Source organism: Actinoplanes rectilineatus (assembly GCF_000962825.1).
In the GTDB taxonomy this organism is placed as follows: Bacteria; Actinomycetota; Actinomycetes; order Mycobacteriales; family Micromonosporaceae; genus Actinoplanes; species Actinoplanes rectilineatus.
Genome location: NZ_JZKF01000053.1, coordinates 1 through 12,151, shown reverse-complemented (window position 1 = coordinate 12,151; position 12,151 = coordinate 1). Strand labels below are relative to the sequence as shown.

The 12,151-nt window shown below is 71.0% G+C and carries 10 protein-coding genes; 8 read left to right on the top strand and 2 right to left on the bottom strand.

Annotated features, from left to right (window positions below):
• Positions 1-66: 66 nt before the first annotated feature.
• From WH85_RS31085 to WH85_RS31075, 3 genes are all read left to right on the top strand, one after another.
• Positions 67-1,563, top strand: a complete 1,497-nt coding sequence (locus tag WH85_RS31085) for a methyl-accepting chemotaxis protein (RefSeq protein WP_245674167.1) — start codon at positions 67-69, stop codon at positions 1,561-1,563.
• 69 nt (positions 1,564-1,632) lie between these two features.
• Complete coding sequence (locus WH85_RS31080; protein ID WP_045745617.1) at positions 1,633-2,748, top strand: WD40/YVTN/BNR-like repeat-containing protein; 1,116 nt, start codon at positions 1,633-1,635, stop codon at positions 2,746-2,748.
• Positions 2,745-3,041 (top strand): MoaD/ThiS family protein, encoded by a 297-nt coding sequence (locus WH85_RS31075; protein WP_045745616.1) that lies wholly within the window; start codon positions 2,745-2,747, stop codon positions 3,039-3,041. Before WH85_RS31080 ends, WH85_RS31075 begins: the two co-directional genes overlap by 4 nt.
• Positions 3,042-3,096: 55 nt before the next feature.
• On the opposite strand, the gene WH85_RS31070 is transcribed toward WH85_RS31075, so the two are convergent.
• On the bottom strand, positions 3,097-4,242 hold the full coding sequence (locus WH85_RS31070) for a hypothetical protein (RefSeq protein WP_157411310.1): 1,146 nt from the start codon (positions 4,240-4,242) through the stop codon (positions 3,097-3,099).
• Between the two features lie 252 nt (positions 4,243-4,494).
• Here WH85_RS31070 and WH85_RS31065 point away from each other — a divergent pair, with 252 nt between their 5' ends.
• Positions 4,495-5,037 carry a TetR/AcrR family transcriptional regulator gene (locus WH85_RS31065; RefSeq protein ID WP_045745614.1) on the top strand — a complete coding sequence of 181 codons (543 nt, stop codon included), beginning with the start codon at positions 4,495-4,497 and terminating at the stop codon, positions 5,035-5,037.
• Position 5,038: 1 nt separating this feature from the next.
• Here WH85_RS31065 and WH85_RS31060 read toward each other — a convergent pair whose 3' ends face one another.
• Positions 5,039-6,067 (bottom strand): SDR family NAD(P)-dependent oxidoreductase, encoded by a 1,029-nt coding sequence (locus WH85_RS31060; RefSeq protein WP_045745613.1) that lies wholly within the window; start codon positions 6,065-6,067, stop codon positions 5,039-5,041.
• 117 nt (positions 6,068-6,184) lie between these two features.
• On the opposite strand from WH85_RS31060, the gene WH85_RS31055 reads away from it, so the two are divergent.
• From WH85_RS31055 to WH85_RS52435, 4 genes are all read left to right on the top strand, one after another.
• Positions 6,185-8,206 carry an MDR family MFS transporter gene (locus tag WH85_RS31055; protein ID WP_045745612.1) on the top strand — a complete coding sequence of 674 codons (2,022 nt, stop codon included), beginning with the start codon at positions 6,185-6,187 and terminating at the stop codon, positions 8,204-8,206.
• Between the two features lie 30 nt (positions 8,207-8,236).
• Positions 8,237-9,448 (top strand): DUF1444 domain-containing protein, encoded by a 1,212-nt coding sequence (locus WH85_RS31050; protein WP_045745611.1) that lies wholly within the window; start codon positions 8,237-8,239, stop codon positions 9,446-9,448.
• Between the two features lie 129 nt (positions 9,449-9,577).
• Positions 9,578-11,863: an FdhF/YdeP family oxidoreductase gene (locus WH85_RS31045; protein ID WP_045745610.1), complete on the top strand. Its 2,286-nt coding sequence runs from the start codon at positions 9,578-9,580 to the stop codon at positions 11,861-11,863.
• 28 nt (positions 11,864-11,891) lie between these two features.
• A partial coding sequence (locus tag WH85_RS52435) for a hypothetical protein (RefSeq protein ID WP_211275503.1) occupies positions 11,892-12,151 on the top strand: 260 nt, incomplete at its 3' end.

Below are 12,151 nucleotides of genomic sequence, written 5' to 3'. Positions count from 1 at the left end.
GATGCCGATGGGTCGGATGTGCGGTTATTCGGTTCCCGGCCTGAGCTGCCGGAGTCCTCCCGGCCGGTGCCCCGTGACGTCGAGTCGCTGGAGAGCCTCGTGCTGGCTCTGGAACGGGCGACTGACGAGGCCAGTGCCTGGCGGATCACCGTCGACAGCATGGTGAAGTCGTACCAGTTCGGCTACGGCGCGGTCTGGGTGGCGGCCGGTCCGGGACTGCTGGAGGTCGAATACGAGACCGGCGCGATCACCCCGCAGATGCAGGCGGTGATCGCCGGCCGTCCGGTGCCCTCGGATGCGGGACTGGTCGGCCGGGCGTTCCGGCAGAAGACCCCGGTGTACGCCGCCTCCGCCGCGGACTGCCACGACTGCCTGCGCTGCCAGGCCGCTGACCGGGCCGGGCTGCACGCCGCGATCACCCTTCCGGTGGTGAACAAGCGCGGCGAGGTGCTCGCCGTCTTCGAGTACTTCAGCCCCGAGCCGCTCTATCTGGACGGGCCGCGGACCGAGAAGTGGGCGTCCATCGCCCGGATCGCCGAGCAGGCCCGGACGAGTGCCATCGCGGCCGCCGAGATGCGGCAGGTGGCCGACGACCGGCTGGCGGTCACCACGGTCGTCACCAAGCTGGGCACCGCCCACGACATTCAGAGCGCGATCCGGGTCGCCCTGGACAGTGTGCGGACCGCGTTCGGGTGGGCGTACGGGTCGTACTGGGAGATCGACCCGTCGGACAACGTCCTCAAGTTCGAGATCGAGTCCGGGTCGGCCGGTGACGAGTTCCGGCGGGTCACCCTGGCCGCCACCTTCGCCGAGGGCGTCGGCCTGTCCGGGCGGGCCTGGCGCAGCCGGGACCTGGTGTTCGTGAAGGACCTGGCCGAGGTGACCGACTGCGTGCGGGTGCCCGCCGCGCAGCGGGCCGGGGTCCGGTCCGGCGCCTGCTTCCCGATCTCGAGCAACGGGCACATCGTCGGCACGATGGACTTCTTCACCACCGAGTACATCGACCTGTCCGAGTCGCGGGCCGCCGCGCTGCGCAACGTGCAGCAACTGGTGTCCCAGCGTCTCGAGGTGCTGCGGGCCGCCGAGCGGGCCGCGGAGAACGCGCGGGCGCTGCTGGACACCGTGGAGCGTCTGCGGTCGGCCAGCGGCGACGCGACCTCGGTGGCCGAGCAGGCGGTGTCGCGGGCGTCGGCGATGACCGCCGAGGTGGCGGCGCTGGGCCAGGCGTCCACCGCGATCGGCGACGTCATCAAGATCATTTCGTCGATCGCCGAGCAGACCAACCTGCTGGCCCTGAACGCCACCATCGAGGCGGCCCGGGCCGGCGAGTCCGGCAAGGGCTTCGCCGTCGTCGCCGGCGAGGTCAAGGAACTGGCCCGGGAGACCGCCGAGGCCACCCAGAAGGTCGCCGACCAGATCGCCGGCATCCAGGCCAGCACCGAGACGGTGGCCGCCGGCATCCACACCACCAGCGAGACGATCGGCAAGATGGACGCGGTCCAGGCCCGGATGAACGACGTCCTCGCCGAACAGGCCGAGATGGCCCGCGCCCTCGCGGGCTGAGTGTCCCCTATCGGTCGAACATGGGTTCGGGCCTTCCCCGGGGGCGCGGATCCGTACCACGATGCAGTGATGACTGGAGTTCGACTGCTGGTGGGCACCCGCAAGGGCGCGTTCGTGCTGACCTCGGACGCCCGGCGCCGGGACTGGGCGGTGAGCGGCCCGCACTTCGGCGGCTGGGAGGTCTACCACGTCAACGGGTCGCCGGCCGACCCGGACCGGCTCTGGGCGTCGGCGTCCGGCGGCTGGTTCGGCCAGCTGATCCAGCGTTCCGACGACGGCGGCAGGACCTGGCGGCAGGTCGACCACGACTTCACCTACGACGGCGGCGTCGGCGAACACCTCTGGTACGACGGGACGCCCCGGCCCTGGGAGTTCAAGCGCATCTGGCACCTGGAACCGTCCCGGACCGACCCGGACACGGTGTGGGCCGGCGCCGAGGACGCCGCCCTGTTCAAGTCCACCGACGGCGGCCAGAAATGGGTGGAGATGACCGGGCTGCGGACGCACGCCACGGCTCCCGGCTGGGCGCCCGGCGCCGGCGGCCTCTGCCTGCACACCATCCTGCTGCACCCCACCGACCCCGCACGGATGTACGCGGCGATCTCCGCGGCGGGTGCGTTCCGCAGCGACGACGCCGGCGTCACCTGGACGCCGATCAACCGGGGTCTGGTGTCCGAGGGCATCCCCGACCCGGACGCCGAGGTCGGCCACTGCGTGCACCGGCTGGCCATGCACCCGTCCCGCCCGGACACCCTGTTCATGCAGAAGCACTGGGACGTGATGCGGACCGACGACGCCGGCGGGCAGTGGCGCGAGATCAGCGGTGACCTGCCCACCGACTTCGGCTTCCCGGTCGCGGTGCACGCCCACGAGCCCGAGACGGTCTACGTCGTCCCGATCACCAGCGACCACCAGCACTGGGTGATGGACGGCAGACTGCGGGTCTACCGCAGCCGGACCGGCGGCGGCGAGTGGGAGCCGCTGACCGCGGGCCTGCCGCAGCAGGACTGCTACGTCAACGTGCTGCGCGACGCGATGGCGGTGGACACCCTCGACGAGTGCGGCGTCTACTTCGGCACCAGCGGAGGCCAGGTGTACGCGTCCGCGGACAGCGGCGACAGTTGGCGGGCGATCGTCCGGGACCTGCCCGCGGTGCTCTCGGTGGAAGTCCAGGTGATCCCGTGATCCGGGTGGTGCTCCCGCCCCACCTGCGGACCCTCGCCGCGACGGGCCGGGAGGTCCAGGTGGAGGTGGCCGGGACGGTCACCCAGCGCGGCGTGCTGGACGCGGTGGAGGAGCGGTACCCGATGCTGCGCGGCACGATGCGTGACCGGCGGACCGGTCAGCGGCGGCCGCTGGTGCGGTTCTTCGCCTGCGAGGAGGACCTGTCCAACGAGTCGCCGGACGCGCCGCTGCCGGACCGGGTGGTCACCGGTGAGGAGCCGTTCCTGGTGGTCGGAGCGATGGCCGGCGGCTGAGGAGGATACGACGGTGACCCGGGAGAACCTCCCGGGCCACGCGTCGGCATCCTGGTCAGATCGACTTGTTCAGGAGAGTCGGGTTCACCGGGACAGCCGGGACGATGCCACCGACCGGGGCGGGCGTCGCGACCACCGGCGGGAGGGTGTTCGGGTTGGCCAGGGTCGGCAGCGGGTTCGGAATGACCGACGAGGGCAGGGCCGGCGTCGGCGCGATCACCGGGTCGGTGGCCGTGTCAGTCGGGATGGGGGTGGCCGCGCCGGAGGCCGGCTGGACCGTGGGAATGTTCAGCGGAGGAACCGTCGGTTCCTTCGAGACCGCCGGCAGGGTGGTGGCGGCCAGGGTGGGCTTCGGCGGCAGCGTCGTGGGCGCCACCTGGATGGTCGGGAACACCGAGTCCGGCGGGATGGTCGGCGGGATGGCCGGCGTGGTCGGCGCGGTCGGCGTCACGGTGGTCGCCACGCGGGCCATGGCCGGGACCGTGGGGAGCGGCGGCAGGGTCGGTGCCAGCGTCGGAAGGGCCGGCAGGGTCGGAGCAACGGTGGGCAGCGCCGGCAGTGTCGGCGCGATGGTCGGCAGCGCCGGCAGCGTCGGTGCCAGGGTGGGCAGCGGCGGGATCGTCGCCGCGGCCATCCGGCCGCCGACGAACGGCACCGTGGTGGGAGCCACCGACGGAGCCGACGGCACACCGGTGCCGGGCAGCGCCGGGGTGGCCGCCGTCGTGGCCGGGGTGACCGGAGCGGACGGGTTGGCCGGCGTCGCCGCTGCCGTTGCGGTCGCCGCTGCCGTCGCCGTGGAGGCGCCCGACGGGGTGGCGGTCGGGTCGTACGGTCCGGGCGGCGCCGAGGTGGCCGGAGCCGGCGGCGTGGTGATCGGCGGCGTGGGCGTGGGCGGCGACCAGGTCGGCGGCGTGACGCCCGGCTCCACCCACTTGCTGGGTGTGACGCTGGGTGCGCCGGTGGCGACCGGGGTCGCCGTGGCGCCTGCCACGCTGACAGTGGGGTTGGCCGACGCGTTCGGGTCGACGGTGGCATTCGGGTCGACGGATGCGCCCGTCGACGGATCGATGGTGGCTGCGGGCACGGCGGCCGCCCGTTCCGGTTGGGTACCGGCGAGCGCCTGTGCGGGCCCCGCTCCCAGCGCGGCGACCGCGAGCACACCTAGGCCCGTGACGGTCATCTTCCGTGTCGTCTTGCGCATGTCATGCCTTTCTAGCTGCTAGCTGGACAGATTTCTGGGAGGCCAGATGTCTGGCGAGAGTTGGTCGGCTGGATGCGGCTGACCCGCATAGCTGAGCACCCAGGACGGGTGCCTATCGGCTGTTCGGAGGAACCAGCCCGGGTTATGGCCCCTCGGGGACCGCTGGAGTGCAGACTGCGGTGCACGGGGGCCGCAGAGCGTTACCGTGACGCCGGTGACCTGGCGGGACGCGACGCGGCCTACGATCGGGGAATGGCCAGGCGGACGGGCGAGGCGACCCGCGAGGAGATCCGGGTGGCGGCGACCCGCCTCTTCCGGGAACGCGGCTTCGCGCGGACCTCGGTGCGGGACATCGCGGCGCAGGCGGCGATCAATCCGGCCCTGGTGATCCGGCATTTCGGCACCAAGGAGCTGCTGTTCCTGGAGACGATGCATCTGAGCATCGACGACGAGCCGTTGCTCGACGTGCCGCTCGAGCGGTTCGGGGAGCGCTTCGTCGAGGTGCTGCTCGCCGACGACGACATCCGGGGTGTCTATCTGGCGCTGGTGCGGGGCAGCAACGAGGAGCAGATCAAGTCACGGTTGCAGCAGATCCACGAGCGGACGTTCGTGGGGCCGGTCCGGGCACGGCTCACCGGCCCGGACGCCGACCTGCGGGCACGGCTCGCGGCGTCGGTCGTCGGCGGTCTGCTCTATGCGCTGTGGGTGGTCGGCGACGAGCCGCTGCTCGCCACCGACCCTGGTGAGCTGGTGAAACGTTACGGTGCGTTGTTGCAGCAGGCCCTGAGCGCCTGAGTCACTGGACGGACCAGCCGCCGTCGGACGGCAGCACCACACCGTTGAGGTTGACGCCGTCGTCGCTGAGCAGGAACGTGATCGATGCGGCGAGGTGCTCGGCGAGTGCCACCCCGGGGATCAGGCGCAGGTGCGGGCCGGTGCGTTCCTGGCCGTACGCGCTGGCGTTCGGCGGCTGCTGCATTCCGGTGGCCACCCCGCCGGGCGCCACCGCGTTGGTGCGGATGCCGCGGTTGCCGTACATGAAAGCGGTGTTCTTGGTGATGCCGACGACGGCGTGCTTGGACGCGGTGTAGGCGACGCCGGCCGCATTGCCGCGCAGGGCCGCCTCGGAGGCCACGTTGACGATCGCGCCGCGGCCGGCCTCGAGCATCGCCGGGAGGACCGCCCGGGTCAGCTGGAAGACGCCGTCGACGTTGACCGCGAAGACCTTGGCCCACATGGCGTCGGTGGTCTCGTGGGCCGGGCTGAAGTCGTCGACGATGCCGGCGATGTTGGCCAGGCCGTCGATCCGGTCGCCGGCGGCCTCGACGATCCGGGCGATGTCGTCGGCCTTGGTGATGTCGGCGACGACCGGCACCAGCGACGGGGAGGCCGCCGCCGGCGCCGGAGAGTCGGCAGGCGCCGAGGTGGCGGTGATGTCGACGGCGATCACCCGGCCGCCCTCGCGGACGATGCGGGAGGCGGTGGCCCGGCCGATGCCCGATGCGGCGCCGGTGACGATCACCGTCTTGCCGGCGAAGCGTCCGGGGGTGATCTGTTCCTGCCAGGTGCCGCTCTCCTCGGCGGAGGAGGGCACGACGCCGCCGTTGACCCGCAGGACCAGGCTGTCGACCAGTTCCTGCGGGACGCGGCCCTGGCTGAGGGCGACGAGCTGCTGCAGGGGGAGACCGCGGGCGGGGGTGAGCGACGACGCGTCGAAGCCGCCGCCCTGGCCGAGGGCCTCGCGCAGAGCGGCGCCGCCCTCCGGGTGGTCAAGCCATTCGCCGACGGTGGAGGCCGCGGTGAGCGGCCGGGAGGTGTTCGCCATGTCGAGAGCCTTTCTGCAGGTCACGCGGCATTCCGCGCCGAAGTCAACTTAGTTTACTTCGACGGGATCCGACGATACGTCGGACGGGAGGCGGTCATTCCAGAAAACTCTTCAGGTATGTCGGCCACCGCACCGGCGATGCTCAGCCGGAGACAGATCAACGTCGTCTTCACCGCGATCCTGCTCGGCATGCTGCTCGCCGCCCTCGACCAGACCATCGTCTCGACCGCGCTGCCGACGATCGTCGTCGACCTCGGCGGTGCCGGGCACATGTCCTGGGTGGTCACCGCGTACCTGCTGGCCGAGACGGTGGCCACCGTGCTGGCCGGCAAGTTCGGCGACCTGTTCGGCCGCAAACTGGTCTTCCAGGTCAGCGCGATCGTCTTCGTGGCCGGCTCGGCGGTCTGCGGCGTCGCCCAGGACATGGCGATGCTGGTGGCCGCCCGCGCGGTCCAGGGCATCGGTGGCGGCGGCCTGATGGTCACCGCGATGGCGCTGATCGCCGACGTCATCCCGCTGCGCGACCGGGGCCGGTACCAGGGCGCGCTCGGCGCGGTCTTCGGCATCACCACGGTCGTCGGGCCCACCCTCGGTGGACTGTTCACCGACCACCTGAGCTGGCGCTGGGCGTTCTACATCAACGTGCCGATCGCGGTCGTGGTGATCGCCATGGCGGCCCGGGCCATCCCGTCGATCCGTTCCGGCGCCAAGCCGGTCGTCGACTACCTCGGCATCGCGCTGGTGGCCTCCGGCGCGACGAGCGTCATCCTGGCCCTGGAGTGGGGCGGCAACGAGTACGCCTGGGACTCCGCCGTCATCATCGGCCTGTTCGCCGGCTCGGTGGCCCTGTTCACCGCGTTCGTCCTCGTCGAACTGCGGGCCCCCGAACCGATGCTGCCGATGCGCCTGTTCCGCAACTCGGTCTTCACGGTCTGCTCCACGCTGGCCTTCATCGTCGGCTTCGCGATGCTCGGCGCGATGACGTTCCTGCCCACCTATCTGCAGTATGTGGACGGTGTCACCGCCACCGGATCCGGGGTCCGCACCCTGCCGATGGTCGCCGGGCTCTTCCTCTGCTCGATCCTCTCCGGCAACGTGGTCAGCCGCACCGGCCGGTACAAGATGTTCCCGATCGCGGGCGGGGCGGTGCTCACCCTGGGGCTGTACCTGATGTCGACCATGGGACCGGGCACCAGCACCGCGCTGGAGTCGTTCTACATGTTCGTGCTCGGCGCCGGCATCGGCCTGTCCATGCAGGTGCTCACCATCGTCGTGCAGAACACCGTGCCGTACAGCGACCTCGGGACCGCCACCTCCGGGGTGACCTTCTTCCGTACGCTCGGCAGCTCGTTCGGCACGGCCGTGTTCGGCACCCTCTACAGCAACCACCTGCAGCCGAAACTGGCCGCGGCGATCACCGCCTCCGGGATCTCGCCCGAGGCCGCCCTCTCCCCGGAGGCGCTGGACGCCACCGACCCGGCCGTCGCCGCCCCGGTGATCGCCGCGTACGCCGACGCGATCAACTACGTCTTCCGCTGGGTCGTGCCGGTCGCGTTCCTCGGCTTCCTGATCGCCTGGCTGCTCAAGGAGCTCCCGCTGCGCGACAGCGCCCGGGCCGCCGCCCCGGACGTGGGCGAGGGTTTCGCCCCGCCGGTCCCGGACGACCGGGTCACCCGACTCGAACGCGCGATCAGCGACACCATGCGCAAGGCGCACCGCGACCCGTCGCTCATCGAGGGGGTGCTCGCCGGCTCCGGCACCACGCTCAACCACGCCCAGGCGTGGGCGGTCGGGCAGACCCACCTGCACACCCAGGCCCGGGGCCGGGCCGGCGTCGCGGACATCGCCCGGCTGCACCGGATCCCGGCCGAGGTTCTGGAACCGGCGTTCGCCGAACTCTGCGCCGCCGGGTACGCCCGCCAGGACGGTGACGAGGTACGCCTGACCGACGCCGGTGAGGAGCAGTTCGACCGGGTCCGGGAGGCCTGGCGGCAGTGGCTCGACACCCATCTGGAGGACTTCGCCATGACCGAGCCCGGTGACCGTGCCCTGCTCGACCAGGCTCTCGGCAACATCGCCACCCGCCTGGTGGACGAGGAGGAAGTGGTCGGCGCCGGGATCGCACCCGGACGCTCTTGATCATCGGATCGGGTGGGCTAGGGTCCAGCAATGGGATTGCTGGACAGGTTCCTCGGCTCACCGGAGCGCCGGTTCGCCCAGCTGGCCCTCCGGGTGGCCCGGGCGACACCGGGGGTGGAGCGCGCGGTCTACCAGCCGGACGACTTCGCCATCGCGATCCACCGCACCGGCGGGGGCGGGCCCGCCCACCTCTACCTCTCCAACGTCTTCCGGGAGACCGCCTCGGCCGGGCCGGAGGAACGCCGGGAGCGGCTGGCCAAGCTGATCCGGTTGATGGCGTCGCCGCCGCCGGAGGACACCTGGGAGACCGTCCGCGGCAAGCTGCGCCCGGTGGTGCGCCCGGTGACGTTCGGGGTGGCCGGACCGGTCGGGATGCGCCCGCCGCTGTCGCGCCCGGCGATGCCGTTCCTGCGGGAGCTGGTGGTGGTCGACGCCCCGGACGCGATGTCCTACGTGATACCGGACCGTCTGGAGGAGTGGGGTGTCGCCGCCGAGGAGGTGTTCGACGCCGCCCGGGAGAACCTGTCCCGGATCGCCCGCCGGTCCCTGGAGCAGCGCTGGCCCGGCGGTCCGAGCGTGATCCGGATGCTCGACGACGGTGACGGCTACTTCACCTCGTTGCTGCTGAGCCCCGGCTGGCTGGCCGACGTGGGGGAGAAGATGGGCAGCCCGGTGCTGGCGTTCGCGCCGGACAACAACACGTTGCTGATCGCGCCGCTGCCGGACGAGGGCGCCCATCATCTGTACGGCCTGGTCGAGCAACACTTCCAGGAGGCGGTGCGCTATCTCTCGCCGGTCGGGTACGTCGCCGGCCCGGGTGGTGGCGCGGTGCCGTACACGCCGCAGGCCGGCCATCCGGATCACATGGCCGCGTGCCGTGCCGCCGCGGTGCTGGCCCTGACCGAGTACTCGAATCAGACCGACTGGCTGGCCGAGGAGTACGAGAAGGCCGGCGTCGACGTGCACGTCGGCCGGCTGATCGCGGTCGAGCCGTCCGACGGCGGTCCGGCCGAGACCATCGCCACCTGGGTCGACGGCGTGAGCACCCTGCTGCCGCGGGCCGACTCGGTGGCGTTCGCCAGTCCCGGATCCGGAATCGAGTTCCGGGTTTCGTGGCAGACGGTGGAGGAATATCTCCATCTGAGGCCGGAGCCGCTGCTGGCTCCGGCGCGCTACCGGGTGGACGGCTGGCCGCCCGCCTCGGTGCTCGCCGACCTGCGCGGACACGGCACAACTTCTTAACGAAACTTGCCTATACCGGCTTACACAGGGCAGGCTCGGCAGGACGGATGCTGTCGCGGCAAAGATCATCACGCCAGAGTCAGAGGTCCGTCACGTAAACCGCACAAGACCTGAACCTGGGAGGTCGGGATGTCTTCTTCGCCGCCACTCGATGAGGAAGAGGCCAACCTGCGGGTCGGGCAGCCTGCTGATCACGCCGCCGGTGTCAAAGCCGTCCGGCTCAGTCTCACCAACGCCGTGCAGAAGATGGGCGTCCGCAAGACGGTCCGCAACCTGCGCACGCTCAACCAGCACAACGGCGTCGACTGCATGAGTTGCGCCTGGCCCGATCCGGCCGGCCACCGGCACGCCGCCGAGTTCTGCGAGAACGGCGCCAAGGCCGTCTCCTGGGAGGGCACCCGCGACACCGTCGGCCCGGTCTTCTTCGCCGAGAACTCGATCGAGAGCCTCGCCGGGCAGACCGACTACTGGCTGGAGAAGCAGGGCCGGCTGACCCACCCGATGGTGCGCCGCCCGGGTGGCACGCACTACGAGCCGATCTCCTGGGCCGAGTCGTTCGCGCTGATCGGTGAGCACCTGTCCGGTCTGGCGTCGCCGCACGAGGCGGTCTTCTACACCTCCGGCCGGGCCAGCAACGAGGCCGCGTTCGTCTACCAGCTCCTCGCTCGGGCGTACGGGACGAACAACCTGCCGGACTGCTCCAACATGTGTCACGAGTCGACCGGTGTCGCGCTGATCCGCACGATCGGTGTCGGCAAGGGCTCGGTCACCCTGGAGGACCTGCACAAGGCCGATCTGATCGTGGTCTCCGGCCAGAACCCGGGCACCAACCACCCGCGCATGCTCACCGCGCTCGAGGTGGCCAAGCGGGACGGCGCCAAGATCCTGGCGATCAACCCGCTGCCCGAGGCCGGCCTGCTGCGCTTCCAGAACCCGCAGAACGCCCGCGGCGTGGTCGGCAAGGGCACCGGCCTGGCCGACAAGCTGCTGCAGATCCGCTCGAACGGTGACCTCGCCCTCTGGCAGGCCATCGGCCATCTCCTGCTGAAGAAGGAGGAGGCCGACCCGGGTTCGGTCGCGGACCGCGAGTTCATCGAGGCGCAGACCGTCGGCTTCGAGGACTGGGCCGAGAGCCTGGCCGAGATCGACCGGGACGCGATCCTCGCCGCGACCGGTCTGGCCTGGGAGCAGATCGAGGAGGCCGCCGACATGATGGCCACCTCGAAGCGGATCGTTCACTGCTGGGCGATGGGCATCACCCAGCACCGCAACTCGGTCGCCACGATCAAGGAGTTCGTCAACATCGCCCTGTTCCAGGGCATGATCGGCAAGCCGGGTGCCGGCCTCTGCCCGGTTCGTGGGCACTCCAACGTGCAGGGCGACCGGAGCATGGGCATCTGGGAGAAGCCGCCGGCGCTGTTCCTGGACCGGCTGCGTGACGAGTTCGGCTTCGAGCCGCCGCGCGAGCACGGTCACGACGCCGCCGACGCGGTGCGCGCCTTCCGGGACGGCAAGGCGAAGGTCTTCATCGCCCTCGGCGGCAACTTCGTGGCCGCGATGTCGGACACCGAGGTCACCGCGAAGGCGATGCGCGGCGCGGAACTGACCGTGCAGATCTCCACCAAGCTCAACCGCAGCCACATCGAGGCCGGCCGGACCGCGCTGATCCTGCCGACCCTGGGCCGGACCGAGAAGGACGAGACCGGCGGGCGCACCCAGCGGATCACCGTGGAGGACTCGATGTCCGCGGTGCACGCCTCCCGCGGCCGGTCCGAGCCGATCGGCACGCTGCTGCGTTCCGAGGTCGACATCCTGTGCAACATCGCGGACGCCGCCCTGGGCGAGGAACTGGACATCCCGTGGGGTGAGTTCGCCGAGGACTACGAGCGGATCCGGGAGCGGATCGGGCGGGTCGTGCCGGGCTGCGACGACTACGCCAACAAGATCAATAACGGTGGGTTCACCATGCCGCACCCGCCGCGGGACTCCCGCACCTTCCCGACGCAGGAGGGCAAGGGCGTCTTCACGGTCAGCCCGCTCGAGGTGATGACCGTGCCGGAGGGCCGGCTCGTGCTGCAGAGCCTGCGCAGCCACGACCAGTTCAACACCACCATCTACGGCCTCGACGACCGGTACCGCGGCGTCTACTCGGGCCGCCGGGTGGTCTTCATCAGCAAGGCCGACCTGGACGAGCTGGGCTTCGACAACGGCGAGATCGTCGACCTGGTCTCCGAGTGGGAGGATGGCCTGACCCGCCGCGCCGACCAGTTCCGCCTGGTCGAGTACGACACCCCGAAGGGCTGTGTCGCCGCGTACTACCCGGAGACGAACCCCCTGGTGCCGCTCGATTCGCAGGCCGAGGAGAGCGGGACCCCCACCTCGAAGTGGGTCGTCGTCCGCCTGGAGCGGCGCTAGACACCTTCCGCAGTCAGGGTCTGCCTCTGTGGTGATTTCGGGCGCTCAGTGCGCCCGTATTCACCACACCACCAGGGGTGTGGTGATTTGGGGCGTCGAGCGCGCCCGTATTCACCACACCGCCAGGGGTGTGGTGATTTGGGGCGTCGAGCGCGCCCGTATTCACCACACCGTCAGGGGTGTGGTGATTTGGGGCGTCCAGCGCGCCCGTATTCACCACACCGCCACGGGTGTGGTGACTTCGGGCGTCCAGCGCGCCCGAAATCACCACGCGGACGGGCTTCGCAC

What these genes read in the sequence shown, in the direction of transcription:
- WH85_RS31045 (WP_045745610.1), top strand. Translation starts at nt 9,578, where the DNA reads ATGTCTTCTTCGCCGCCACTCGATGAGGAAGAGGCCAACCTGCGGGTC.
- WH85_RS31080 (WP_045745617.1), top strand. Translation starts at nt 1,633, where the DNA reads ATGACTGGAGTTCGACTGCTGGTGGGCACCCGCAAGGGCGCGTTCGTG.
- WH85_RS31050 (WP_045745611.1), top strand. Translation starts at nt 8,237, where the DNA reads ATGGGATTGCTGGACAGGTTCCTCGGCTCACCGGAGCGCCGGTTCGCC.
- WH85_RS31070 (WP_157411310.1), bottom strand. Translation starts at nt 4,242, where the DNA reads ATGCGCAAGACGACACGGAAGATGACCGTCACGGGCCTAGGTGTGCTC.
- WH85_RS31065 (WP_045745614.1), top strand. Translation starts at nt 4,495, where the DNA reads ATGGCCAGGCGGACGGGCGAGGCGACCCGCGAGGAGATCCGGGTGGCG.
- WH85_RS31060 (WP_045745613.1), bottom strand. Translation starts at nt 6,067, where the DNA reads ATGGCGAACACCTCCCGGCCGCTCACCGCGGCCTCCACCGTCGGCGAA.
- WH85_RS31055 (WP_045745612.1), top strand. Translation starts at nt 6,185, where the DNA reads ATGTCGGCCACCGCACCGGCGATGCTCAGCCGGAGACAGATCAACGTC.